Genomic DNA, 25,216 nt, shown 5'->3' with positions numbered 1-25,216 from the left:
GCGGCGATACAGAGCGGTGACCACCCACACATGCTACTTGCCGCAACCGACAATCCGGCCGTCCCGCGAGGACCGCGCGGAATCAGTGACCCGGCACCGACGACGGAGCCGTCAGCGCGGCCATGACATCCGCCCACAAGGCCTCCCTCGCGCGCTCCGTGGGCTGGGCCGCGGAGCCGGCCGGCAGCAGCAGCGGCGTGTACGGCGGCAGGTAGAAGAGGTGCGTCGCGCCCGGCGCGATCAGGTACGCGTCGCCCTCCCGGAGCGGCCGCTTGCGGGCGGCGGCGGCCAGCCAGGCGCAGCCGTTCCCGAGCTCCTCGTCGCGTCCGGCGCAGCCCAGCACGACCGGCCCGGGGATGCGCTGGACGTCCAGCACCGCCGCGGGCGCCGGGTCGTGGGTCCCGGTCGTGCACGGCACCCAGGCCCCGCCGACCGTCACGGCCGGGCTCGGCACCGGCGACGGGCAGATGAGCCCGGTGGTGCCGCCCGGCGCGATCGCGCCGTAGACGGTGCCCGGATAAGCCGAGGCCGCCCAGAGCGCGAGCTGCGCGCCGCGCGAGGCCCCGAAGGTGAAGATGCGCTGGTCGTCCACCCCGGGCTGCGCGCGCAGCCAGCTCACGGCGGAGAGGAACCGCTCGGCGGGGAGGCTGCGCACCGGGTCGAGCTGCCCGGCGGAGCCGTAGGTGGAAAGGTCGAGCGTCGGGAAGCCGAAGGCCGCCAGCGTCGCCGACACGAGCACGCCGGTCGGCTCGCCCGGATCGGTGCCGTCGAACACGATGATCCCGGGGCGCACGCCCTCCGCCGAGCTCGTCGGCTGGAAGTAGTCCCCGGTGATGCCGTCGTCGAACACCGCGCGCGACGGCGCCGCCACCGACAGCCCGGTGCGCTGCACGCGGGTCTCGGCGACCCGGCGGCCGCCGACGGAGGCCTGGAGGTCGATCGAGAACGACGAGCCGCCCCAGGTCACGTCGGAGGTTGCCGCCTCCCCGTGCTGCTGCGCATCGTCCAGAACAGTCCCATCCCGTCGGCCCCGGTGAACGGCGCCTCCAGCGGGACGTCGCGGGTGAGGTCGACCACGCCGTCGCCCGGGACGGCGTAGACCGCCTGCGACGACCACAGGCCACCCGGCACCAGCGACGCGCGGATCGTCACCTCCTGCCCCGGCGGCAGCGCGAGGACCTGGATGCCGACCGGCTGCCACACCGGGCTCGGGTTCGCGCTCAAGGCGAAGCGCGGTCCCGCCGCGCCCTGCTGGGTGCCGCAGCCCGCCAGCGCGACCGCCGCGAGCGCGACGCCGGCCAGCGCCGCGAGCACACGGCGCGCGGCGGAGCGGGTCCTCCTGGCGGGGTTCACGGTCCGATGGCTCCTTCCAGCAGCGCGGTCACCCGCGACCAGAATGCCACCCTGGCGTCCTCCGTCGCCTGCGCCGTGGCCGGTGGGAGCCCGTCGAGCCCGATCGGCAGCATCGGCGGGGCGCTCAGCTCGTGCGCCGAGCCCGGGGCGACCAGCGTCTCCCCCAGCGCCCGCGCGCCGCGCTCGTCCGCCCCGGCACGGGTCCAGTCGCACGCGCTCGGCAGCTGCTCGTCGGCCGTCCCGCAGGCGAGCAGCAGCGGCCCCGGGATGCGGTTCAGCGGCAGGATGGGCGTGTCCGCGATCCTCGCATTCGGGCTCGCGCACGGCACAGGGCGGCCCTCGTTCAGCAGCGTCGGCGCGCCGGATGACGACGCGCACAGCTCGGCGGTCGGTCCGCTCGCGGCGATGGCGCCGTAGACCGTCTGCGGCTCGCTCGCCGCGAACCAGAGCGCGAGCGGGGCCGCGCGGCCGGTGCCGTAGACGACGATGTGGTCCGGGTCGACGCCCGGATCCCGCGCGAGCCAGGCGCGCGCGGCGTCGAAGGCCTCCACCGAGAGTGCGGCAGAGCCGGGGATCTGCCCCTCCGGTCCGAAGGCGGGGAGCATGAGCACGGGGAAGCCGATCGCGGCGATCCGGCGCGCGGCGAAGGCACCGGAGGCTGCGTCGTCGTCGCCGTCGATGAGGACGACGCCCGGCCGCGGATGCACGAGCGTCGGCAGCGGGGTGAACAGGGTGCCCGCCCGCAGCGCCTGGGCCTGGTCGGCGGAGAACATGGAGCCGGCCGGGACGGCGGCCCTGGCGAGGGCGTCCACCGTCACGACGCGCTCGACGCTCTGGGCGGACAGGGCGGTGCGCGGCACGCGGGCGACGGCGACCCTGACGCCCCGCTGCTCGGCGGTGAGCCCGACCTGCACCGGGCCCTCGGCCCAGGCGTGCTCGAGTTGCGACTGGCTGAGGGACGGGCCGGACATGCTCCAGAACGGCGCGGCGGCGTCCGGTCGCACGTACGGGGCGGTGATCGGCTGCTGGGAGGAGAGGTCCACCCGGCCGCTGGGCGGCACGGCGTAGAGGGCGCGGGAGGTCCAGGTCCCGTCGGTCGTGGTCGCGGTGGCGCGGAGGACGACATCCTCCCCCGGGGTCAGGCCGGTGAGCGAGACGACGACCGGGTCGGCGGTGGCGTTGCCGAAGCGCGCGACCTCGATGCGGGCTCCGCCTGCCGGTGCGACGCAGCCGGTGAGGGCGGCGACCGCGACGATCGCGGCGGCGGCGGCGAGCGCGCGCAGCCGGCCCCTCACGACAGCACCGCCCGCAGCAGCAGTTGCCCGACCGCGTTCCAGAACGCGATCCGCGCCTGCTCGGTCGCCTGGCCGTCGGCGCCCGACCCGTCGCCGGGCGACGGCAGCGCGATGGGGAGGCCGGGCGGCACCGTGACCGCGTGCGCGGCGCCGAGCGCCACGAGCAGCTTGTCGCCCGCGCGCGGCGCCCGGGTGGCGGTCAGCTCCTGCTGCACGGCGCACGCGCCGGGGAACACGTGGTCGACCTGGCCGCAGGTCAGCACGACCGGCCCGTTCACAGCTCCCAGCGGCGGCGCGGAGGTCGTCCCGATACCCGGGCTGCGCTCGCACGGCACGCCGACGCTGCCCTCGAAGACCGGCGACGCGCTCGATCCGGCGAGGCAGAGCAGTTCGGCAGGCCCCGCGCCGGCGAACAGCCCGTGCAGCCGGGTCGGGAACCGGTTCGCCGCCCAGATCGCCAGCTGCTCCGACGCCCCGGTGCCGTAGACGAAGACGTGGCGCGCGTCGACCGACGCGAGATCGTCCAGCCAGTCCAGGATCGCGGAGATCGTCCCGGCGTCCGTCACCGTGGACAGGTGCACGCCGTCCGCGGAGGTCATCGGCACGACGAACACCGAGGCGCCGAACTGCGAGAGCAGGGCCGCCGTGAAGTCCGCCGACGCCCCCGGGGTCGGATCGTCGAACATCAGCACCGCCGGCCCGGTCGGGCGCTCGATCGACGACGCATCGAAGAACCGGCCGACCGGCACGTCCTCATGCGTCTCGTGCGGCGGGAGCGCGACTCCGGCGGCCGCCGGTGCGAGGTCGTGCGTGTAGACGGTCCGGCCGTCCATGGTGCCGCCCAGCCCCTCCAGCCGGAACGTGCGCCGTGCGACGACCCGGTCGCCCTCGCTCGCGGTCAGCGTCACCGCGTTCGTGTCGTGCATCCACTGCCGGGCGAGGTCGGCGACGCCGAGCGCGGGGCCGCGCAGCGACCAGAACAGGCCGGCGGAGTCCGGCGCGGAGAACGGGGCGAACAGCGGCTTGTCGCGCGCGAGGTCGACCGTCCCGTCGCCGCCGACGTCGTAGCTGGCGGCCGACGTCCAGGCGCCGCGGGAGGAGTCGAGGGAGGCCGTGATCCGCACCCGGGTCCCCGGCTGGGCGTCGATCAGCTCCAGCGGGACCGGCCACAGCACGGAGCTGTAGCGGATCAGCGGCGGCGTGATGAACCGCGGGCCGACCTGGTCGCCGTCAGAGGCGCATCCCGCCAGCGCCGCGCCGGCCGCGAGCACCGCCGCGACCAGGGCGGCGAGCGCCGGCCGCAGCCCGGCCCTCCGGGTGGACCTGCCGTCCCGCCCGCCTCCGTCGCCGCGCCGCCGCATGGTGCACCCGCCCGCTCAGCCTGCGCCCACCGCCTGCAGCGACTGGCGGGCGATCTCCCGTTCCTCGTCGGTCGGCACGACCAGCACGGCCACGCGGGAGTCGTCGGTGGAGATGAGCCGCGGGTCGTGGGAGGGGCTCGCGTTGCGCTCGGGGTCGAGGCGGATGCCGAGCACCTCCAGACCCGCGCACACCTCGGCGCGCAGCCGGGCATCGTTCTCGCCGACTCCCGCGGTGAAGGTCAGCACGTCGAGGCCGCCGAGCTCCGCCGTGTAGGCGCCGATGTAGTGCTTCAGCCGGTGCACGGCGGTGTCGAGCGCCAGCCGGGCGGCGGCGTCCCCCGACTCGGCGGCGTGGCGGACATCCCGCATGTCGCCGTGGCCGGAGAGCCCGAGCAGGCCGCTGCGCCGGTTGAGCAGCTCGTCGAGGTCGTCGATGCCGAGGCCGGCGCGCCGGGCCAGGTGCAGCAGCACGGCGGGGTCGAGGTCGCCGGAGCGGGTGCCCATGACGAGCCCCTCCAGCGGCGTCATCCCCATCGAGGTGTCCACCGAGCGGCCGGCGTCGACGGCGCAGACCGACGCGCCGTTGCCGAGGTGGAGGACGATCTGCTTCAGTTCGCCGAGCGGCCGGCCGAGGAACTCCGCCGCCGCTGCCGACACGTACTTGTGCGAGGTGCCGTGGAAGCCGTACCGGCGGACCCGGTGCTTCTCGGCGAGCGCGGCGTCGATCGCGTAGGTGTAGGCCTCCGGTGCGAGCGTCTGGTGGAAGGCCGTGTCGAAGACCGCGACGTGCTCCACATCCGGGAACGCCTTCTTCGCCGCGCGGATGCCCTGCAGGTTGGCCGGGTTGTGCAGCGGGGCGAGGTCGGAGAGGTCCTCGATGTTGATCTCCACCAGGTCGGTGACGATCGTCGGCTCGAAGAACCGCTTGCCGCCGTGGACGACCCGGTGCCCGACCGCGGCGAGCGGGTTCTCGTCCAGGCTCGGGCCTTCGGCGGCGAACGCGTCGAGCATCACCCGGAAGGCGGCGGTGTGGTCCGGGATCGCGAGCGTGGTCTCCCACGTGCCGCCCGGCCCCTTGTGACGGATGTGGCCGGAGGACTCCCCGATGCGCTCGATGAGCCCGGAGGCCACGGCCGCCTCGCTCCCGGCGTCGATGAGCTGGTACTTCAGCGACGACGAGCCGCTGTTGACCACCAGGACGGCGCTCATGTCAGCGCCGCCTGGATCGCGGTGATCGCCACGGTGTCCACGATGTCCTCCACGGTCGCGCCGCGGGACAGGTCGTTGATCGGCTTGCGGAGGCCCTGGAGGACCGGCCCGATCGCGACCGCTCCGGCGCTGCGCTGCACCGCCTTGTAGGTGTTGTTGCCGGTGTTGAGGTCGGGGAAGATGAAGACCGTCGCGCGGCCTGCCACCTGCGAGCCGGGCATCTTCGCCGCCGCGACCGCCGCGTCCGCCGCCGCGTCGTACTGGATGGGGCCGGCGACGGCGAGCTGCGGCGCGCGCTCCCTGACCAGCTCGGTCGCGGTGCGGACCTTGTCCACGTCGGCACCCGCTCCGGAGTCGCCGGTGGAGTACGACAGCATCGCCACGCGCGGCTCGATGCCGAACTGCTCGGCCGTGCGCGCCGACGAGACGGCGATGTCGGCGAGCTGCCCGGCCGTCGGGTCCGGCACCACGGCGCAGTCGCCGTAGACGAGGACCCGGTCGGCCAGCGCCATCAGGAACACGCTCGACACCACGGAGACGCCGGGCGTGGTCTTGATGATCTCGAACGCCGGCCGGATCGTGTGCGCCGTCGTGTGCGCGGCGCCGGACACCATCCCGTCGGCGAGGCCGAGGTGCACCATCATCGTGCCGAAGTAGGAGGGGTCGGTGACGGTGTCCGCGGCCTGGTCGACGGTGATGCCCTTGTGCGCGCGCAGCTTCGCGTACTCGTTCGCGAACCGCAGCCGCAGCACGTCGTCGAACGGGCTCAGCACCTCCGCCTTACCGATGTCCACGCCGAGCTCGATCGCGCGCGAGCGCACCTCGAACGGCTCGCCGAGGATGGTCAGGCGGGCGACGCCGCGCGCCAGCAGGGTGGCGGCGGCGCGCAGGATCCGGTCGTCCTCCCCTCCGGCAGCACGATGTGCTTGTCGGCGGCGCGGGCGCGCTCGATGAGGTCGTACTCGAACATGAGCGGCGTGACCACCGCGTGCCGGGAGACGTCGAGCAGGGCGAGCAGCCGCTCCGCGTCGACGTGCCGCTCGAACAGCCCGAGCGCCGTGTCGTACTTGCGCTGCGAGTCGGCGGCGAGGCGGCCGCGCGCGTGCGTGATGCGCACGACGGTGTCGTAGGTGTCCAGCCCGGTGCGGACGATCGGCAGCGGCGAGCGCAGGCCCGCGAGCAGCCGCTCGATCGGCTCCGGGAGGTCGAAGCCGCCGTTCAGGACGATGCCGGCGATGGACGGGAACGTGCCGGACGCGTTCGCCATCACCACGGCGAGCAGCACCTCGGTGCGGTCGCCCGGCACCACCACCACCGAGCCCTCCACGAGCCGCGGCAGCACGTTGTTCATCGACATGCCCCCGACGACGACGCCGAGCGCCTCGCGCGCCAGCAGCGCCTCGTCGCCCGCGATCAGCTCGCCGCCGGTGACCTCCATGATCGAGCGGATGCTGGGGGCGACCAGGAAGAGGTCCTCCGGGATCGCCCACACCGGCGGGAGCTCGGGACCGGAGGCGACGGCGGGGCCCGCGGCCTCCACCGCGCCGCTGACGGCCGCCACGATCGCGTCGAGCCGGTCGGCGTCCGCGCGGTTGGCGATGACCGCCACGACGCCCGCGTGCTCCTGGCGCAGCTCGGCGAGCGCGAGCTCGGCGAGCTGGCGGAGCTCCTCCGGCGAGCGCGGCTCGGCCTGACCCAGCCGCTCACCGAAGCCCTGGCCGATCCGGCCGCCCAACACCAGGAGGACAGGCGCGCCGAGGTTGGCGGCGATGCGCGCGTTGTAGCCGAGCTCGGTCGGGCTGCCCACGTCGGTGTAGTCGGAGCCGAGGATGACGACCGCGTCGCTGCGCGCCTCCACCTCCCGGAAGCGCCGGACGATCTCGCCGAGCGCAGCGTCCGCGTCGGCGTGCACATCGTCGTAGGTGACGCCGATGGCCTCCTCGTAGCTGAGGTCGGCGGTCACCCGGTCGAGCAGCAGCTCGAGCACGTAGTCCCGTTCGACGGCGGAGCGCGCGATCGGCCGGAACACGCCGACGCGTTCGACGGAGTGCCGCAGCGACTCCAGGACGCCGAGCGCCACCGTCGACTTGCCGGTGTGTCCTTCCGCGGAGGTGATGTAGAGCGAACGGGCCACTTTCAGCGGGTCTCCTCGTCTGTGATGCTGTCTGCACTGTCGTCGTCGCTGTCTGTGCGCTCGATCGGTGCGAGGCGATAGCTGCCGTCGAGCACCGCGGCGCCGGGGGCGTACAGCCTCAGCAGCGGCCGGAACTCCCCCTCCGGAGCCGGCAGCCAGTTGGCGGCGGCCTTCGCGTCGGCCGGCCGGGTCGCGCTGATCGTGATGGTCAGTCCGCCGTCGTCGTCGTACACGATGCCGGGGGTGCGGTCGCCGATCGAGTACCGCCCGATCGGGTTCGTCACCAGGAAGAAGTGCGGGAGGTCGTACATGGTCAGCGACCAGAACGCGCGCACGGGCGGGGTCGGGCTCAGCCGCAGCCGGTAGACGTGCGCGCCGCTGAGCTGCTGGCCGGCAGCGTCCACGTAGGTCGGGAAGTACGCGGCCTCGTACCCGTGGTTGCCCCACAGCCCGCCGAGCGCGGCGCCGGCCCGGCGGGCGTAGCGGGTGGTCGGGTCGGTGAGCTGCCAGCCGCGGTTGTCGAGCGCGCCGACCTCGAAGAAGTCGGTGTTGTAGTCGAAGACGTGGAGGTTGACCTGCCAGCCGTCGGTCGTAGGCACGGTCGTGTGCAGTGACGACTCGAGCGCCTGCTTGCCCACCGCGTACCCCTCCTCGAGCGCGGAACGGACGTCCTCCGGCAGCTCGCCGATCGGCGTCGCCCCCGTGAGCCCGATCGGTTCGTACGTCGCCAGCGCGTCCCGGTCGTGGTCGGCCGGTGGGAACTCCTGCGACCACACCCGCATCCGCTCGAAGAAGGTCAGCGCCTCGGTCGGGCCGGCCGCCACCTCCGGGATGCCCGCCGGCGGCGCGAGACGTCTCCAGCGTCGGGGTGAGCGTGGTCGCGTCCTGGAGGGCGTGCACGGCGAGGAGGTCGTCCTCCCCCGCCACCGCCCAGCGTCCGACGATCGTGCCGACGCGGGTCGGGAACCGGACGACCGTGTATTCGGCTCGCTGTTCGCCCCCGGCTTCGTCCTCCCAGCCGGGCGGGACGAGCAGGAACTCACCCGCCGCCGAGCCGGTGGCCCGGGTGCCGACGTAGGCGAAGTTGTTCGTCCAGGCGTCGACGAACTGGAGCACGTAGTACCGGTCGCCGACCGCGGGCACGGAGAGCCGGACCGGCCCGATGCTCAGGTCGAGCTGCGCGATCGAGTACAGGGTGTCGTTGTTGACCGAGACGAAGGTGGTCTCCGGGCCGGCCAGCGTGCGGGCGTGCCCGAACGCGTTGAACGGCGTGGGCGGCACCGCACCGAGCCCCTCGCGGGTGAACCGACCGACCTGCTCCAGATCGAACACGAGCGGGAACCCGACGACGAACGCTTCGGAGGCGAGCTCGGCGATCCCGTGCTCGACAGTTTCCTGCTCGGTCATACGCGCACCTCGACTCGTCGGAGTGTCATTCTACAAAGCGTAGAACATAGGTCAGCTGCTGTGCTGCCCACACTCTACGCGGCGCGTGTGACGGGTGCCTGAACACGAAAAAGACCCCCCACGCACCCGCCAGAGCCCGGTTACCCTTGCTGCGTTTCCGCCCTGGGGGAGTTGGCCTGGATGGCGCCACGTGGGGAGCCGCCAACCAGTGTAGCGGGTCCGCCTGGGAGGCCGTGCACAGCGGGGCCCCCGGCGTCCGCTAAGATATTGTGAGCCGTCGCCCGCAGGGTGGTGGCAACCCAGGAGAATTCGCCTAGTGGCCTATGGCGCACGCTTGGAAAGCGTGTTGGGTGCAAGCCCTCGGGGGTTCGAATCCCCCATTCTCCGCCAACAGTTTCGAGATGCGCCGCGGGGTGCGCGCACAGCGCTCACCAGGCGCTCGAATCCCCCATTCTCCGCCAACAGTTTCGAGATGCGCCGCGGGGTGCGCGCACAGCGCTCACCAGGCGCTCGAATCCCCCATTCTCCGCCAACAGTTTCGAGATGCGCCGCGGGGTGCGGTTCGAATCCCCCATTCTCCGCCATTCGACGGCCCCAACTTCCGCCCATATCGCGGAAGCGGGGCCTTCGTTCCATCTCCGGCCCCGAGCCCACGTCGCGCGCACACTAGAGTGAGCCTTCCCACGACCGAAGGGGCGGAGATGACGGACGGAATCGACCCCAGCGCGCCGCCGAGCGGCACCGGCTGCGTCGAATGCGAGGCCGAGGGCGGCTGGTGGGTGCACCTGCGCCGCTGCGCCGCGTGCGGGCACGTCGGCTGCTGCGACGACTCGCTCTCGCGGCACGCCCGCGCGCACGCCGCGGCGACCGGGCATCCCTACATCCAGAGCTTCGAGCCGGGCGAGGACTGGTACTGGGACTTCCGCACCGACCAGTACGCGGAGGGGCCGGAGCTGGCTCCCGCGACGAGCCACCCGGAGGATCAGGGCGTTCCCGGACCGGCGAGCCGGCTCCCCGCCGACTGGCGCACCCTCCTCCAGCGGCGGGCGGACGCCGAGTGAACCCCTACCTGGACAAGTCGGCGCCCGAGGCCTGGCTGGCCGCACGAGCCTGGTCCGTCGTCGTGGCGGAGGGCGCGCTCGCCCACGGGCTGACGGCGCAGCAGGTCGAGCTCCTCAAGGTGCGGGCCTCCCAGCTCAATGCCTGCGCCTACTGCCTCGACCTGCACTCGCGGGAGGCCAGGACGGCGGGCGTCCCCCAGCAGAAACTGGACATGCTCCCGGCCTGGCGGGACGCGGAGCTCTACGACGAGCGGGACAGGGCGGTGCTGGCCATCGCGGAGGCGGCGACGCTCCTGCCGCTGACCGAGGACGCCCGCGCGGACCTCGCCGGGGCGCGAGCGGTGCTCGGCGAGGCCGCGTACGTCGCCGCCGAGTGGCTCGCCGTGGCGATCAACGCGTTCAACCGGATCTCGATCCTCAGCGGGCACCGGGTGAACCCGCGGGACGGGAAGGGGCGGTTGGTGCGCTGACGCGCGCGGCAGGTCAACGTTTTCGAAGGAGTCTTGCGGCGACACGCGCGGGAGACTCCTTCGAAGCGGCGTTGGGCAGGAGATCTCCGGGAGATCTCCTGCCCAAACCACGCGCCTGCCTCAGCCCCCGTACTCCGTCACGGTCTCCGGCCCCTGGTGCGTCGGCGTCACCGCGTTGCCGGTGTCGTTGACCACGTGGTCGATCGTCCCGGCCTTGTTCAGTGACACCGTGCTCAGGTCGTGCAGCCGCACGCCCGGCGTCAGCGGCACCTCGAACGCGCGGCTCGCGTGGAGGGTCGGGTCGACGTTGGTGTAGATGTAGCTGCCCGCGCCCCACAGCTCGTGCGTCTTCACCGTGTCTGCCACTTTGTACGCGGCGTAGCCGAGCGTCCCGTCGTGCTGCCAGGCGGCCTGGTCCGGCGCGTCGTACGGCAGCTCGTTCTGGAAGAACACGGTCCGGCCGTTCTCGCCGTTCCAGATCACGTTGTACTTCTGGAAGTGCTCCACGAACAGGCCGGTGGCGGTGACGTCGTCGCCGTTCACGATCAGGCCGGTGTCGGAGGTGTTCTGGGTCCAGCCCACCCCGGTCCCGTGGTCGGCGCGCCAGAGCCACAGGTCGTCCAGGAGCACATGGTCGCTGTCGACCTGGACCCCGACGGTCGCCTTGCCGGCGTGCGGGCCGCCGACGCGCAGGAAGACATCCTGCAGCGAGATCGGGTCGGCGGCGGTCGAGCCGCCCTGGCCGCGCTGGTGCTTCGTGCCGACCCGAACCAGGACGTCCGAGTTCACCGGTCCGGCGTCCACGGTGAGCCCGGCGACGTCGACGCCGGGGACGTCGTCCACGACCAGCGGCGTCGAGCCGTTCTCCGCGGTGAGCGTCGCGAGGCCGAGGCCCAGCACGACTGTGCCCGCCCGCTTGACGTGGATGGAGCGGTCGATCGAGTAGACCCCGGGCGTCAGCAGGAGGTTCTTGCCTCCGGCGAGCGCCGCGTTGATCCGGGCGATCGAGTCGTCCGGCTTCGCCACGTAGAAGTCGGACAGCGGGATGGTGCGCCCAGCAGAGCCCGACGTCCAACTCGTGCCGCTCGAACCCGTCGTCGCGGGCGGCACGACGACGGAGAGGCCGCCGGCGCCCTGCACGAGGTACGGCTTCTCGCGGGAGGCCGGCGTGCTCGCGAGCGTGGTGTACGGCGGCGTCGGGAAGCTCTGCGCGGGCGCGCCCTGCACGCCGGAGAACACCTGGTTCCACACCGCGTTCGACCATCCTCCGATCGACGAGTCGCGCACGTAGAACTGCTGCTGGCTGCCGTTGACGATCGTCGCGCTGACCTTCGAGTCGGCGAGGAAGCCGCCGCTGGCGTACTGGGGACCTGCGGTGCAGTAGTCCATCAGCGACATACCGCCCCCGGTGATGTCCATCCGCCGCATCGGGGCGGCCTGCGACACCGCCCAGAACTCGGTGTTCGTCTGGCAGCCCGACCCGCCGGCGACGGCGATGTGGAGGTTGGAGATCGAGCGCCAGAAGTTGTCGAGCGCGATGCACCCGCTCCCGTCGGTGAAGCAGCGGTTGTACACGTCGACGGAGCCGTTGATCGTCACATCGTCGGGCGACGCACCGAGCCCGGCGACCTCGGTGTAGTAGCCGACCTGGAACCGCAGCGGGTTCGCCGGCGTGCCGTACGTGCCCGGGGCGAAGAGCAGCGCGTACCGGCCGGTGCCCATCTCGTCGTTCACCTGCTGGGCGGCGATCGCGTCGACCTTCGCCTGGATCTGCGACTGCGGCATGTCCGGCGTGAACACGATGACGTTCGGGCCGAGGTCGGGACCGGGCGGGGCCGGGGACGCGACGGCGCCCTGGGCGGTGGCGAAGACGCCGAGGACGACGGCGGCTGCGGCGGCGATCGCTGCGATGCGATGGCCGCGGCGCCGGCCGGTTGCGTGTTGTGACGATGTAGGCACCGATGAACCTTCTTCCCTGGAAAAAGACGATGCGGCGCCCCCGAAGCCCGAGTGTCGGTCCCCCGACGGACGCCGCTGACCGTCGAGAGTGCAACGCCCAGCACTGTAGAACCGGTCGGTCGGGATGTCGAGACCCGACCGTTCCGAAGGAGCCTCGCCGCGACACGCGCGGGAAACTCCTTCCGTACCGCGTTGGGCAGGAGATTTCATCCGAATCTCCTGCCCAACTCACCGCACTTCGAACCCGGCCACCAGGAGGTCGGCGTCCCGGGACGACGCGCCGACCAGGAGCTCGAACTCCCCCGCCTCCACGCGGCGGTCGCCGGCGGCGTCCACGATCGTGCACTCGGCGACCGGCAGCGTCAGGCGCACACGCGCCGACTCGCCCGGGGCCAGTTCCACCTGCCGGTACGTCTTCAGCTCCTTGTCGGCCCAGCTCACGCTCGTGACCTGGTCGCGGACGTAGACCTGCACCGTCTCGCGGACCGGGCGGGAGCCTGTGTTCGTGACCGTCACGGAGGCCTCGATGGAGTCCGCGACGCCGAGCGAGCCGGCGGCGAGCGTCAGGTCCGCGTACGTCACCGTCGTATACGACAGGCCCTGGCCGAACGCCCACGCGGGCGCCTGGGTCAGGTCCGCGTAGCGGTCGCCGTGCTGGCCGCGGAGCTGGTTGTAGTAGGTCGGCTGCTGGCCGACGTGGCGGGCGAACGAGAGGGGAGGCGGCCCGAGGGCTCGACCCGGCCGGCGATGAGCTCCGCGAGGGCCTGGCCGCCCTTCATGCCCGGGTTCGCCGCCCACAGCACCGCGGCGGCCCTCGACACCGACGGCGGCAGCACCAGCGGCTTGGAGGCCAGGAGCACCACGACCACCGGCTTGCCGGTCGCGATCATCGCGTCCAGCAGCGCGTTCTGGCCGCCGATCAGCTCCAGCGTCGCGGTGGAGCGGCCCTCGCCGACGAGCTCGATGCGGTCGCCGACCACGGCCACGACGACATCCGACGACGCTGCGGCGGCCACCGCCTCGGCGATCAGGTCCGCGTCCGGCGCGCACGGCACCACCACGGGAGGCCGCGGCTGCCCGTCCTGGAACGTCGCGCCGCGCGGGTCGTCCTCCAGCGTCAGGATGTCGGCGCCGCGCGCGTGCGTCACGGTCCAGCCGTCGATCGCGCTCAGGCCGTCGAGCACGGTGGTGATCATCTCGCGCGGCTGGCCGTCGAGCCAGCCGGCCTGGCCGGAGCCGCCAGCCCAGTCGCCGAGCTGGGTCTGGGCGTCGTCGGCCAGCGGGCCGACCAGGGCGACGCGCAGCGGCGACGACGACGCCAGCGGCAGCGTCCCGTCGTTCTCCAGCAGCACGATCGAGCGGCGCGCGATCTCCAGGTTCAGTTCCGCATGCGCGGCGCTGCCGACCACGTCGTCCAGCGAGGGCGACGGCAGGCGCGGGTCCTCGAACAGGCCGAGGTCGAACTTCAGCGTCAGGATGCGGGCGACGGCGGCGTCGAAGGCGTCCTCCGCGAGCAGTCCCTGCGCGACGGCCTCCAGCGCGCCCTCGTAGAAGCCCGGGGTCGTCATCACCATGTCGTTGCCGGCCTTCACGGCGGCGGCCGCGGCGTGGGCGTAGTCGGGTTGGACCTTCTGCTCCCAGACCATCCGGCCGACGTTGTCCCAGTCCGTGATGAGCGTGCCGGTGTAGCCCCACTCGCCGCGCAGCACCTCGCTGAGCAGCCAGTCGTTCACCGTGATCGGCACGCCGTCGGTGCTCTGGTAGCCGAGCATGAACGTCCGGCAGCCCTCGCGGGCGACCCGCTCGAACGGCGGCAGGAACCAGCTCCGCAGCTTGCGCCGCGAGATGTCGGCCTCGCTCGCGTCCCGGCCGCCCTGGGTCTCCGAGTAGCCGGCGAAGTGCTTGGCGGTCGCGAGGATCGCGGTCGGGTCGTCCAGGCCGTCGCCCTGGTAGCCGCGGACCATCGCGCTGGCGAGCTCGCCGATGAGGAACGGGTCCTCGCCGAACGTCTCGCTGATGCGCCCCCAGCGGAGGTCGCGGGCGATGCAGAGCACTGGGGAGAAGGTCCAGTGCACGCCGGTGACGGCGACCTCCTCCGCGCTGGCACGGGCGACGCGCTCGATCAGCTCCGCGTCCCACGACGCGGCCATGCCGAGCTGCGTCGGGTAGATCGTCGCGCCGGGCCAGAACGAGTGGCCGTGGATGCAGTCCTCGCCCACGAGCAGCGGGATCCGCAGCCGGGTCTGCGCGGTGAGCCGGTTGGCCTCCAGGATGCGCTCCGGGGAGGTGTGCAGGATCGAGCCGACGTGACGCCGCAGGACGTGGTCCTGGAGGTCGTCGCGCGCGTCGAGCTGCAGCATCTGGCCGACCTTCTCCTCCACCGTCATCCGGTCGAGGAGGTCGCGAACGCGCTCGGCGGTCGTCAGCGACGGGTCCTGGTACGGGAGTGCCTCCTCTGCGGGAACGGTGGTGGTGGACGGGAGGATCGAAGTCATGCGGTGTTGCTTTCCGGGGTCGCTGCGGCCGGGGCCGTGGTGGAGGTCGTGCGCACCTGCGTGACGGCGGCGTTGACGTTCATGCCCTTGCGCTTCATGGCGCGGGCGCGCTCCCCCGCCGAACGCAGGCGCGGGTTGACGTACTCGTCGATGCCGAAGTTGATCAGCGCGAGGGAGACGCCGAGCAGCGCGATGCACAGGCCGGCGGGGACGTACCACCACCAGTAGTCCGGGAACGCGTTGTTCTGCTGCGCCCAGAACAGGATGGTTCCCCAGTTCAGGTTCGACACCGGGATGACGCCGATGAACGCGAGCGTGGTCAGGCCCAGCACCGCGGCCGTCATGGTGCCGACGAAGCTGGAGGCGATGATCGCCAGCAGGTTCGGCAGCATCTCCACCAGGATCACCCGGTGCAGCGGCTCGCCGTTCGCCCGAGCGGCCTGGATGAAGTCCCGGTTGCGCAGCGACATGGTCTGCGCGCGCAGCACGCGGGCGCCCCACGCCCAGCCGGTCAGGCCGAGCACGGCGGCGATCAGCGGCAGCGGCGGGTCCTGGAACTGGGAGGCGACGATGATCATCAGCGGCAGGCCCGGGATGACGAGGAAGACGTTCGACAGCGCCGACAGCGACTCGCTCTTCCAGCCGCGCAGATAGCCTGCGGTCACGCCGACGACGATCGCCACGACAGTGGCCATGATCGTCGCCAGGAACCCGACGACGAGCACGCCGCGGGTCCCGTAGACGAGCTGGCTGAAGACGTCCTGGCCGATGTGCGTCGTGCCCAGGAGGTGGGTGAACGACGGCGGCTGCAGCGTCTCCTTCAGGTTCTGCGCGTTCGGGTCGTACGGGGCGAGCAGCGGGGCGAAGATCGCGACGAGCACGAACACGCCCAGGATGATCAGGCCGGCGGCCGACTTCGGGTTGCTGAACATGGCCAGGGAGGCCTTGAGCTGCGACCAGAAGGTGGTCTTCTTCGGCGCAGGCGCCTCGGGGGTCACCGCCTGCATGAAAGCGGTCTGGGGCATCGACATGATCAGGCCTCCGTCTGGCGAGTGCGCGGGTCGAGGATGGCGTACGCGATATCGGCGATGATGTTCGCGATCAGGACGGCGAGCACGAGCACGAGGAAGATGCCCTGCATGAGCGCATAGTCCTTGGCGTTGGTCGCGTTGAGCAGCAGCAGGCCGATGCCGGGATAGGAGAACACCATCTCCATCACGATCGTGCCGCTGACGATGAAGCCGAGAGCGAGCGCGAAGCTCTGGATCTGCGGCAGCACGGCGTTGCGGGCGGCGTAGCGCCACAGCACGCGCCGGTCGGGCATGCCCTTCGCCTGCGCGACGGTGATGTAGTCCTCGTCGAGCACGGTGAGCATCATGTTGCGCATCCCGAGCACCCAGCCGCCGATCGAGACCACCACGATGGTGGCCATCGGGAGGGCGCCGTGCGAGAGCACCTGGCCGATGAAGTCGGCGTTCCAGCCCGGGTCCACGCCCAGCTCGTAGGCGTGCCCCGCGGGGAACCAGCCGAGCGTCGTGGAGAAGATCGCGATGAAGATCAGGCCGAGCCAGAAATACGGGATCGTGCCGAGGAACGTCGTGATCGGGATGAAGACCTCCAGCTTGCCGCCGCGCCGCCAGCCGATCACCGCGCCGAGGCCGGTGCCGATCAGGAAGGAGACCACCGTGGCGAAGCCGACCAGGCCGAGCGTCCACGGCAGGGCGGAGGCGATCGCGTCGCCCACCGGCGCCATGCCCGTCGAGATGGAGACGCCGAGGTTGCCGTGCAGCAGCATGTTCCAGTAGTCGAGGTACTGCTGCCAGAGCGGCACGGATTTGTCGACTCCGAAAAGGAGGCGCAGCGCCTTCTCGGCGTCGGGGGTGAGCTGGCCCTGACTGCGCGCCATGTACGAGGAGACGGCGTCGCCCTTCATCAGGCGCGGGATGAAGAAGTTGATCGTGATCGCCGCCCAGAGGGTGAACACGTAGAAGGCCACGCGGCCTCCGATGAACCGCCACGGGACGCGGACGCCGCGGCGCTCCGCCCGGGTGGCGGTCGTGCCGACGAGCGTCGGGTCGAGGGAAGCGTCGGCTCTGACGGTCTCTGCGCTCACAGCGCACCTCCTGCAGTCTGTGCGCTCAGGGCGCCGAAGTGCTTGTCCGGGTCGGGGGACGCGGCGCGGAGCTCGCGGGTGTACGGGTCCTGCGGGCGGAGGATGACGTCGTCGGCGGGGCCGTGCTCGACGATCCTGCCCTGGTTGAGGACGATGATCTCGTCGCTGAAGTGCCGCGCGGTGGCCAGGTCGTGGGTGATGTAGAGCACCCCGAGGCCTTCCTCGCGCTGCAGGTCGGCGAGCAGGTTGAGGACGCCGACGCGCAGCGACACGTCGAGCATCGACACCGGCTCGTCGGCGACCAGCAGGGTCGGCCGGGAGGCCAGGGCGCGGGCGATGGCGACGCGCTGGCGCTGTCCACCGGAGAGCTCGTGCGGGCGGCGGTCGATCACGGCGTCCGCGTCGAGCTGGACGCGGCGCAGCAGGCGCCGGACCTCGTCGTCCACCTCGCCCTTCGGGACCACGTGGTCCAGCCGGAGCGGGCGCTCGATGTGGTGCCGGATCGTGTGCGAGGGGTTCAGGGAGGCGAACGGGTCCTGGAAGACCATCCGGAGCTGCTGGCGGTACTGCCGCAGCCGCTTGCCGGACCGCGGGATCGGGGCGCCGTCCAGCAGCACCTCGCCGCGGGTCGGCGTCTCCAGCTGGGTGAGGATCTTCGCGATCGTGGACTTGCCGCTGCCGGACTGGCCGACCAGGCCGATCGTCTGGCGCTGGCCCAGCGTGAAGCTGACGTCGTCCAGGGCCTTGAGCTGCCCGGAGCCGCGGACGTTGTAGATCTTGGTGACGTTCTTGAACTCGAGCGTCGTCATCGGACGACCACTCCTCTCTCGCCGGTGAGGCGCGGGAACGACTGCAGCAGTTTCTGCGTGTACTCGTGCTGCGGGTTCGTCCAGATCTGCTCGGCGGTGGCGAGCTCCACGATCTCGCCGTCGCGCATGATCGCGATCCGGTCGCTGATCTCCAGCAGCAGCGGGAGGTCGTGCGTGATGAAGACGACGGAGAAGCCGAAGTCGTGGCGGAGCTGGGAGATCTGCTTGAGGATCTCGCGCTGCACGAGCACGTCCAGCGCGGTCGTCGGCTCGTCCATGACCATGAGCTGCGGACGCAGGGCGAGGGCCATCGCGATCATCACGCGCTGGCGCATGCCGCCCGAGAGCTCGTGCGGGTAGGAGCGCACCCGCTGGCCGCCCACCTTGACGATCTCCAGGAGCTCGACGACGGCAGCGCGGCGCTCGGCCTTGCTCATCCCGGGCCGGTGCACCTGGAACACATCGTCCAGCTGCGATCCGATGGTGGCCACCGGGTTGAGGGCGTTCATCGCCCCCTGGAAGACCATCGAGGTCTTGTCCCAGCGGAAGCGGCGCATCTGCTCCGGGTCAAGGGCGTTGATGTCGATGTCCTCGCCGCCCTCGTCGTGGAAGACGACGCTGCCGCTCGTGATGACGGCCGGCGGCTGAGCAGTCGCTGCACCCCGTAGGCGAGGGTGGTCTTGCCGCAGCCGCTCTCGCCGGCGAGGCCGACGATCTCGCCGCGCTTGATGTCGAGGGAGACGTTCTTGACCGCCGCGACCGGCGGGTCGACGTCGTACACGACCGAGAAGTCGCGCACGGAGAGAAGGGAGTCTGTCATGGCGTCGCTTTCATGCTGTCCGCGGGTCGCCCGGGGCGGACGGCGGCACGAGGCCGCCGCCCACCCCGGACGGGTTGGGTGAGGTCGCTCCGGGCGACTACTTGCCCGCGGGCTTCAGGTTCATCAGCACCTGGACGGCCGACGGCTGGGTCGGGTCGGCGGTCGCGTACTGGTCCTTCTCGCTCGGCCAGCCGACGAACTTCCGGGTGTTGTACTCGGCGAGCTGCGGGTGGGTGCCGATCGGGATCGCCGGGACGTCGTCCACGAAGATCTTCTGCAGCTTGTCCAGCGCGGCGGTGCGGGCGCTGTCGTCGGACGCCTGCGCGTACTCCTTCAGCAGGGCGGTCGCGTCCGGGTTGCTGTAGCGCCCGAAGTTGTCCGAGACCTTGCCGTCGGCGGCCTGGTCGAGGTAGCTGGAGTTCATCACGTCGTCGTAGATGTGCCACGGGTTCGAGCCGGAGCCGGTCCAGTGCAGCACGGCGTCGAAGTTGCCGGAGGCGACGTTGGCGAACCAGGTGTCGGCGTCCGGAGTCGCGACCTTCGCGTCGATGCCGAGCGTGGTCTTGAGCTGCGTGGCGACGAGCTGGATGCCCGTGACGTAGTCGTTCCAGCCCTGCGGGTCCTGCAGGGTGAAGGAGACCGCCTTGCCGGACGGGTCGGTCAGCGCGCCGGACTTCCAGGTGTAGCCGGCGTCGGTCAGGACCTTCTTGGCGCCGTCGACGTCGATCTTGAAGGTCTGGTCCTTGTAGTCGGACGCGATGTACTGGTCACCGGTCGGCTGCGGGATGCCCGTCACGTTGGTCAGCTCGGGTCCGGCGTTGCTGCGCGCGGTCGTCGCGTGCGCCTTGCGGTCGATGACCATGTTGACGGCCTTGCGGAGCGCGACGTCGTTGAACGGGGCCTTCGCGGTGTTGACCACGATCATGTCCGGGCTCAGGACGTTGGCGCCCCAGAACACGTTGTGCTTCGGGTCCTTGTCCACGTAGTTCTTCTGGTAGTCGGTGATGAAGATCTGCGCCCAGTCGGTCTCGCCGCTCTGCAGCGCGCGGAGGAGGCCGGTGTTGTCGTTGTACTCGAGGTACTTGAGCTGGGCCACCGGGACGGTGCCGCCCCAGTAGTCCTTGCGCGCCTGGAGGACGACGCCCTGCGACGAGAAGGTCTTGATCGTGTACGGGCCGGTGCCGACCGCGTTCGTCACCGGGTCCTTCGTCGCGTCGGCGACGGACTTCCACTGGTGCTCGGGGACGATCGGGACCTGCAGCACGTCGCCCTGCTTGACGAACTTCGACTCGCTGAAGTTCAGGACCACGTTGTCGCCGTCCTTCTTGACGTCGGTCAGCTTGAGGCCGCCGAGGTCGAGAGCCGGAGTGTTCTTGATCAGGTTGTAGGTGAAGACGATGTCGTCGGCGGTGAACGCCTTGCCGTCGCTCCACTTGACGTTCTTGCGCGGGGTGACGGTGAGCTGGGTGTAGTCCGCGTTCCACTGCACCTTCGAGGCGAGCCACGGGGTGGTCTCGTTCTTGCCGACCGGGTTGACGATCGCGAGGGGCTCGTAGATCATTCGGTCGTAGCCGAGCGACATGCCCGAGCCGGTGGTGATGAACGGGTTGTTGATCTGGGTCGCCAGGATGGCCGCGCCATCCGGCTTGGCGACGGTGAGCGAGCCGGTGCTGGCGGTGCCGCCGGCGGACTTGCCGTCGGACGAGCAGCCGGTCAGCGCGAGTGCGCCGACGGCGGCGATCGCCGATGCCGTGATCAGATACTTCCTAAGCCTCATTGCTTCTCCTTCGTGGCGGGCACATCCGTTGTGCCCTGTGGTGCTGCGGAATGTCGGCTGACGATAACTTGCTTACTGGTCAGAAAGCAAGTTGGTTGAGGTGAGGTTACTGGCTGGTAAGCTCGGCCGCAACCAGCACGGCAGGAGCGACGGAAATGGCCATCAGCGGCACCAGCACCGGAACGCGCCCGGAGACCGAGCAGAAGCGCATCGACATCCTGCGCGCGGCGATCGAGACGTTCGGCGCCAAGGGGTCCACCAACGGCACGCTCACCGACATCGCCGAGCAGGTCGGGATGACGCACGCCGGCGTCCTGCACCACTTCGGGTCGAAGAACAACCTGCTCCTGGAGGTGCTGGAGTTCCGCGACAGGGACGACGTCGCCCACCTCGCCGACCAGCACATCCCCGGTGGCCCAGCGCTGTTCGCGCACCTCGTCGCCACCGCGCAGCGCAACGCGCTGCGGCCGGGGATCGTCCAGGTGTTCACCGTGCTGTCGGCGGAGTCGGTCACCGAGGGGCACCCGGCGACGGCCTACTTCCAGGAGCGCTACCGCAACCTCCGGGCCGAGATCGACGCGGCCTTCCGCGCGCTCTGCGCCCAGGAGGGCGTGACCGACCCGGACACGATCGACCGGGCAGCGGCGTCCATCCTCGCTGTGATGGACGGCCTCCAGCTGCAGTGGCTGCTCGATCCGGCGTCGGTGGACCTCGCGGGGGCCAGCGAGTTCGCCATCGAGGCGATCGTGAACGGGGTGCTGCGGCCGGGCCGGGAGCTCACGTCGTACGTGCACGACGCGTGAGCGCTCGGCGGGGCTGCGCCCGTGCAACGTTGTAAGGTCGTGCCGACCGGCAACAGACGGGAGTGAGCGTGGCTGTGACCCTGCACGATGTCGCCCGGCTGGCCGGGGTGTCGATCAAGACCGTGTCGAACGTCGTCAACGACCATCCCTACGTGCGGGATGAGACCCGGCGGCGGGTGCTCGACGCGATCGCCGCGCTCGGGTACACGCCGAACCTCTCGGCCCGGAGCCTGCGATCGGGACGCACCAATGTCATCGCCCTGATGATCCCCGATCTCCGCAACGCCTACTTCGCCGAGCTCGCCGACGCCGTCATGCGGGCGGCCGCCGGGCACGGGCTCTCGGTGCTCATCGAGCAGTTCGGGGACGACCGGGAGCACGAGATCGCCGCCCTGCGCCGGCCGCGGCCCCAGCTCGTGGACGGCGTGCTCTACAGCGTTCTCGCCCTCGACCAGGACGACGAGGACGTCATCGCCGCGATGCCCGTCCCGGTCGTGCTGCTCGGCGAGCGCATCTTCACCGGGCCGCGCGACCACGTCACGATGCGGAACACCGAGGGCGCCCGTGCGGCGACCGAGCACGTCCTCGGGCTCGGACGGCGCCGCGTGGTGGCGCTCGGCGCGCATCCGGGCGAGGTCATCGGGTCCGCGGCGCTGCGTCTCGACGGCTACCGGGCGGCCCTGGCGGCGGCAGGCATCCCGTCCGGCGAGGAGCTGATCGTCCCCGTCGGCTCCTGGCTCCGGCGCAACGGGGCGGAGGCCATGCGCGACCTCCTGGCGAGCGGCGTCGGATTCGACGCGGTCGTGGCGTTCAACGACGCGATCGCCCTCGGCGCGCTGCGCGCACTGCAGGAGGCCGGCCTCCGCGTGCCGGAGGACGTGGCCCTCATCGGCTTCGACGACATCGACGAGACGCGGTACTCGATGCCGACGCTCTCCACGATCGACCCGGGCCGCGGCGAGATCGCCCGCACCGCGGTCGACCTGCTCGTGCGCCGCATCGAGGGCGGCGACGCCCCCTTCGAACCCGATCGCATCCTCGTCCCCTACCGCCTCCTCCCCCGCGAGTCCACGGCTCTCTGAGGCCTCCGTTTGACACGGTCACATTCGGCCGCGATCATGTCTGTACAACGTTGTAATACGGCCAGAAGAGGAAGCAGCATGCCCGAGACCACCATCACCCTCGACCGCTCCGCCCGCGTCGCCCCCATCGACCGGCGCATCTTCGGCTCGTTCGTGGAGCACCTCGGCCGCTGCGTGTACGACGGCATCTACGAGCCGGGGCACCCGACCGCGAACGAGGACGGCTTCCGCCTCGACGTGGTCGAGCTGGTGAAGGAGCTCGGCGCGACCACCATCCGCTACCCCGGCGGCAACTTCGTCTCCGGCTTCCGCTGGGAGGACAGCGTCGGGCCGCGCGAGCAGCGTCCCGTGCGCCGCGACCTCGCCTGGCACTCGCTGGAGACCAACCAGGTCGGCCTGGACGAGTTCTCGCGCTGGCTGAAGCTGACCGGGTCCGAGCTGATGCTCGCCGTGAACCTGGGCACCCGCGGGATCGACGAGGCGCTCGACCTCCTGGAGTACGCCAACCACCCGTCCGGCACCGCCCTCAGCGACCAGCGGATCGCCAACGGCACGGTCGAGCCGCACGGCATCCGCATGTGGTGCCTCGGCAACGAGATGGACGGTCCCTGGCAGACCGGGTACATGACCGCCGACGACTACGGCAAGCTCGCCGCCCGCACCGCCCAGGCGATGAAGGCGGCCGACCGGCACCTCGAACTCGTCGCGTGCGGGTCGTCCGGCTCCGGGATGCCGACCTTCGGCGACTGGGAGCGCACCGTGCTGGAGCACGCCTACGACAACGTCGACTTCATCTCGGCGCACGCCTACTACCAGGAGCGCGGCGGCGACCTCGGGTCGTTCCTGGCCTCCTCGGTGGACATGCAGTACTTCATCGACACGGTCGTCGCGGCGGCGGACCACGTCGGCAGCAAGCGCAAGATCGCCAAGAAGATCGCCATCTCCTTCGACGAGTGGAACGTCTGGTACCTGGACGAGCACCAGGCGTCCCAGGAGGTCAACGACGAGTGGCGCGTCGCCCCGCGGCAGCTGGAGGACGTCTACTCGGTCGCCGACGCGGTGGTCGTCGGCAACCTCCTGATCACGCTGCTCAAGAACCACGACCGGGTCCGCAGCGCCTCCCTCGCCCAGCTCGTCAATGTGATCGCGCCGATCATGACCGAGCCGGGCGGCGCGGCCTGGCGGCAGACGACGTTCTTCCCGTTCTCGGTGACGAGCCGGCTCGCGCGCGGCGAGGTGCTGCGCCCGGCCGTCCGCACCGGAAGCTACGAGACCGCGGTGCACGGCTCCGCGGACGTGGTGGACGCGGTCGCGACGCACGACGCCGCGACGGGCGAGTCCGCGGTCTTCCTGGTGAACCGCAGCCTCAGCGAGACGGAGACGGTCACCATCGACGTCCGCGACCTGGGCGCGACCGCCGTGCGGGAGGCGCTCAGCCTGTTCGACGACGACGTGTACGCGAAGAACACGCAGGCCGAGCCGGAGCGCGTCGGGCTCAGCGCCAACGGCACGGCGAGGCTCGCGGACGGCGTGCTGACCCTGGAGCTGCCCCCGGTCTCCTGGACGGCGGTCGCGCTCGGCTGACCGCGCGGCGGATTTGGTGAGACGGCCGTCCTGCATGTTAGATATGGGAGTGACCGGCAAAATGCTCTCCCAGCTCTGCGCCACCGTGGTGCTCGCTGCGGTGACCCTGCTGATCGGCCGCTCGATGCACGATCTCGCCACGGTGATCCTGTTCGCCGTGGGTGTGCTGGCGACGATCCTGTCGGCCTTCCGGGTGCGTTCGCTGCGCGTCAAGCACCTCGCCGAGATGCAACGCCGTGTCCCCCAAAATGCCGCTATGAACGACCCCGGGAATCCGTCAGACTCGACCCGATGAGCAACCATCAGGGGGTCGGCACGAACGTGTCGAGGGGAACCGTACTCAGACCGCATCGCGACCTGTTCGCGCGCGGGCTCACCGCCGTGCTCGCGCTGACCACGCCGGTGTTCGCCGTGCTGTACTGGCTCACCATCCCGAACGGCGAATGGAGGTTCGTCCTCTTCGCCCACGTGCTGGTCGTGCTGGCGACGATCCTCGGCGTGTACGCGTTCCTCAGCGCGACGATCACGATCCAGGCGGACGGCATCCGGGAGCGCGGCTTCTTCGGCCGGACCCGGTTCGTGCGGTCCGTCGACGTCGGCTCCATCCTGATCGTGCGCCTCTACGACGGCAGCACGCTGGACACGCTCCCCCAGCTCTTCATCACCGGACGCGACGGCCGGGTGCTCATCCGGATGCGCGGGCAGTTCTGGTCGGTGGACGACATGGAGCGGGTCGCCGAGGAGCTCGACGTGCCGGTGACGCGGCCGGAGGACTTCCTGACCATGACGCAACTCCGGCGCCGGTCGCCCGAGCTGCTGTACTGGTTCGAGCGGATGCCGCGGTTCCGCTAGGGCGTGTCAGACGTCCGCGTCCGTCGCTATCGCCAGCGCGGGCGCGTCGGTGCGGCTGGAGGGCAGCTCCTCGAAGCCGAGCCGGCGGTAGAACGCCATCGCACCGGTGTTCGTGGGCGACATCCGGAGGAACACACCGGGTACGCCGCGCGCGTTCAACGCCCCGAGGAGCTCCCGGATGAGCCGGCGCCCGAAGCCCTGGCCCTGCAGCTCGGGCAGCAGGTCGATGTGCAGGTGCGCGGGATACCGGTCGGCCTCCGGGACGATCGCCTCGTGCTGATCGAGCCCGAACCCGATCGCCTCCCGCTCCTTCGCGGAGGGCGCCGCCTCCACCGGGTACCGCTCACGGAACCCGGGCAGCCAGTGCTCGTCGTACCAGTCGGCGAACGCGTGGCTGTCCGCAACCGCGATCACGTACCCGGCGACCCGGTCGCCGGTGTCGACCACGAACGCGAGGTCGGGCTGGTACTCCACATAGGGTCCGGCGAAGACGTCGGGCAGAAGGTCGTCGCTGGAGTAGAGCCCGCGCGCGTCCGCGCCGCTCGCCCCCGTCCTGACGCAGATGTCGTAGACGTCCGCGCGGTCGGCCGGACGGTACGGTCGGATCGAAGTCACCGTGAAAGTATGGCAGC

At 71.2% G+C, this 25,216-nt stretch carries 19 protein-coding genes, 1 tRNA gene, 1 other RNA gene and 4 pseudogenes; 8 read left to right on the top strand and 17 right to left on the bottom strand.

Annotated elements, in window-relative coordinates; genetic code table 11:
• Positions 1–82: 82 nt before the first annotated feature.
• The 9 genes and pseudogenes from ACQ86L_RS17925 to ffs all read right to left on the bottom strand — a co-directional run bounded on the left by ACQ86L_RS17925 (position 83) and on the right by ffs (position 8,962).
• Positions 83–967 (bottom strand): alpha/beta hydrolase family protein, encoded by an 885-nt coding sequence (locus ACQ86L_RS17925; protein WP_434316610.1) that lies wholly within the window; start codon positions 965–967, stop codon positions 83–85.
• Positions 964–1,353 (bottom strand): acyl-CoA thioesterase/BAAT N-terminal domain-containing protein, encoded by a 390-nt coding sequence (locus ACQ86L_RS17920; protein WP_434316609.1) that lies wholly within the window; start codon positions 1,351–1,353, stop codon positions 964–966. The genes ACQ86L_RS17925 and ACQ86L_RS17920 overlap by 4 nt, the downstream gene beginning before the upstream one ends.
• Positions 1,350–2,648: an acyl-CoA thioesterase/BAAT N-terminal domain-containing protein gene (locus tag ACQ86L_RS17915; RefSeq protein ID WP_434316608.1), complete on the bottom strand. Its 1,299-nt coding sequence runs from the start codon at positions 2,646–2,648 to the stop codon at positions 1,350–1,352. The genes ACQ86L_RS17920 and ACQ86L_RS17915 overlap by 4 nt, the downstream gene beginning before the upstream one ends.
• Positions 2,645–4,009 (bottom strand): acyl-CoA thioesterase/BAAT N-terminal domain-containing protein, encoded by a 1,365-nt coding sequence (locus tag ACQ86L_RS17910; protein ID WP_434316607.1) that lies wholly within the window; start codon positions 4,007–4,009, stop codon positions 2,645–2,647. The genes ACQ86L_RS17915 and ACQ86L_RS17910 overlap by 4 nt, the downstream gene beginning before the upstream one ends.
• A gap of 15 nt (positions 4,010–4,024) precedes the next feature.
• Positions 4,025–5,218, bottom strand: a complete 1,194-nt coding sequence (locus tag ACQ86L_RS17905) for an acetate/propionate family kinase (protein WP_434316606.1) — start codon at positions 5,216–5,218, stop codon at positions 4,025–4,027.
• Positions 5,215–7,352, bottom strand: a pseudogene (pta, locus tag ACQ86L_RS17900) (phosphate acetyltransferase). Before pta ends, ACQ86L_RS17905 begins: the two are co-directional and overlap by 4 nt.
• A 2-nt stretch (positions 7,353–7,354) precedes the next feature.
• Positions 7,355–8,176: a DUF1214 domain-containing protein gene (locus ACQ86L_RS17895; protein WP_434318920.1), complete on the bottom strand. Its 822-nt coding sequence runs from the start codon at positions 8,174–8,176 to the stop codon at positions 7,355–7,357.
• A 100-nt stretch (positions 8,177–8,276) separates the two neighbouring features.
• Positions 8,277–8,759, bottom strand: a pseudogene (locus tag ACQ86L_RS17890) (DUF1254 domain-containing protein); the annotation flags it as partial.
• 106 nt (positions 8,760–8,865) lie between these two features.
• Positions 8,866–8,962: signal recognition particle sRNA small type (gene ffs / locus ACQ86L_RS17885), an RNA gene on the bottom strand.
• A 99-nt stretch (positions 8,963–9,061) separates the two neighbouring features.
• Between ffs and ACQ86L_RS17880 the strand changes: the two genes are divergently transcribed.
• From ACQ86L_RS17880 to ACQ86L_RS17870, 3 genes are all read left to right on the top strand, one after another.
• A tRNA-Ser gene (locus ACQ86L_RS17880) sits at positions 9,062–9,149 on the top strand.
• A gap of 311 nt (positions 9,150–9,460) precedes the next feature.
• Entirely contained in the window at positions 9,461–9,820 is a 360-nt protein-coding gene (locus tag ACQ86L_RS17875; protein WP_345837036.1) for a UBP-type zinc finger domain-containing protein, read from the top strand.
• Complete coding sequence (locus ACQ86L_RS17870) at positions 9,817–10,290, top strand: carboxymuconolactone decarboxylase family protein (RefSeq protein ID WP_434316605.1); 474 nt, start codon at positions 9,817–9,819, stop codon at positions 10,288–10,290. The genes ACQ86L_RS17875 and ACQ86L_RS17870 overlap by 4 nt, the downstream gene beginning before the upstream one ends.
• Before the next feature lie 120 nt (positions 10,291–10,410).
• Here the strand turns inward: ACQ86L_RS17870 and ACQ86L_RS17865 are convergent, their stop codons facing one another.
• From ACQ86L_RS17865 to ACQ86L_RS17835, 7 genes and pseudogenes are all read right to left on the bottom strand, one after another.
• The gene (locus ACQ86L_RS17865) at positions 10,411–12,249 is read right to left on the bottom strand and encodes an adenylyl cyclase (RefSeq protein ID WP_434316604.1); all 1,839 of its coding nucleotides are present in this window, start codon (positions 12,247–12,249) and stop codon (positions 10,411–10,413) included.
• A 228-nt stretch (positions 12,250–12,477) separates the two neighbouring features.
• A pseudogene (locus ACQ86L_RS17860) lies at positions 12,478–14,744 on the bottom strand (glycoside hydrolase family 3 N-terminal domain-containing protein).
• Positions 14,741–15,769 (bottom strand): ABC transporter permease, encoded by a 1,029-nt coding sequence (locus tag ACQ86L_RS17855; RefSeq protein ID WP_434316603.1) that lies wholly within the window; start codon positions 15,767–15,769, stop codon positions 14,741–14,743. Before ACQ86L_RS17855 ends, ACQ86L_RS17860 begins: the two are co-directional and overlap by 4 nt.
• Positions 15,770–15,777: 8 nt before the next feature.
• Positions 15,778–16,857, bottom strand: coding sequence for an ABC transporter permease (locus tag ACQ86L_RS17850; RefSeq protein WP_434316602.1), 1,080 nt, complete (start codon positions 16,855–16,857; stop codon positions 15,778–15,780).
• The gene (locus ACQ86L_RS17845) at positions 16,854–17,666 is read right to left on the bottom strand and encodes an ABC transporter ATP-binding protein (protein WP_434316601.1); all 813 of its coding nucleotides are present in this window, start codon (positions 17,664–17,666) and stop codon (positions 16,854–16,856) included. Before ACQ86L_RS17845 ends, ACQ86L_RS17850 begins: the two co-directional genes overlap by 4 nt.
• A pseudogene (locus ACQ86L_RS17840) lies at positions 17,663–18,486 on the bottom strand (ABC transporter ATP-binding protein). Before ACQ86L_RS17840 ends, ACQ86L_RS17845 begins: the two are co-directional and overlap by 4 nt.
• A gap of 97 nt (positions 18,487–18,583) precedes the next feature.
• Positions 18,584–20,263, bottom strand: a complete 1,680-nt coding sequence (locus ACQ86L_RS17835; RefSeq protein WP_434316600.1) for an ABC transporter substrate-binding protein — start codon at positions 20,261–20,263, stop codon at positions 18,584–18,586.
• A 155-nt stretch (positions 20,264–20,418) separates the two neighbouring features.
• On the opposite strand from ACQ86L_RS17835, the gene ACQ86L_RS17830 reads away from it, so the two are divergent.
• The 5 genes from ACQ86L_RS17830 (at position 20,419) to ACQ86L_RS17810 (ending at position 24,584) form a co-directional block, all read left to right on the top strand.
• Positions 20,419–21,066, top strand: coding sequence for a TetR/AcrR family transcriptional regulator (locus ACQ86L_RS17830; RefSeq protein WP_434316599.1), 648 nt, complete (start codon positions 20,419–20,421; stop codon positions 21,064–21,066).
• A 68-nt stretch (positions 21,067–21,134) separates the two neighbouring features.
• On the top strand, positions 21,135–22,148 hold the full coding sequence (locus tag ACQ86L_RS17825; RefSeq protein WP_434316598.1) for a LacI family DNA-binding transcriptional regulator: 1,014 nt from the start codon (positions 21,135–21,137) through the stop codon (positions 22,146–22,148).
• Positions 22,149–22,226: 78 nt separating this feature from the next.
• A complete protein-coding gene (locus ACQ86L_RS17820; protein WP_434316597.1) occupies positions 22,227–23,732 on the top strand; it encodes an alpha-N-arabinofuranosidase in 1,506 nt (501 codons plus the stop codon).
• Between the two features lie 49 nt (positions 23,733–23,781).
• Positions 23,782–24,027 (top strand): hypothetical protein, encoded by a 246-nt coding sequence (locus ACQ86L_RS17815; RefSeq protein ID WP_434316596.1) that lies wholly within the window; start codon positions 23,782–23,784, stop codon positions 24,025–24,027.
• Positions 24,024–24,584, top strand: a complete 561-nt coding sequence (locus tag ACQ86L_RS17810; protein ID WP_434316595.1) for a hypothetical protein — start codon at positions 24,024–24,026, stop codon at positions 24,582–24,584. The genes ACQ86L_RS17815 and ACQ86L_RS17810 overlap by 4 nt, the downstream gene beginning before the upstream one ends.
• 6 nt (positions 24,585–24,590) lie before the next feature.
• Here the strand turns inward: ACQ86L_RS17810 and ACQ86L_RS17805 are convergent, their stop codons facing one another.
• Entirely contained in the window at positions 24,591–25,199 is a 609-nt protein-coding gene (locus ACQ86L_RS17805) for a GNAT family N-acetyltransferase (protein WP_434316594.1), read from the bottom strand.
• Positions 25,200–25,216: the final 17 nt, after the last annotated feature.

Origin of the sequence: Leifsonia sp. P73 (assembly GCF_051059105.1) — a bacterium.
Lineage (GTDB): Bacteria > Actinomycetota > Actinomycetes > Actinomycetales > Microbacteriaceae > Leifsonia.
Note: the sequence above shows the minus strand (reverse complement) of the source record. Positions and strands in the feature narration are given on the sequence as shown.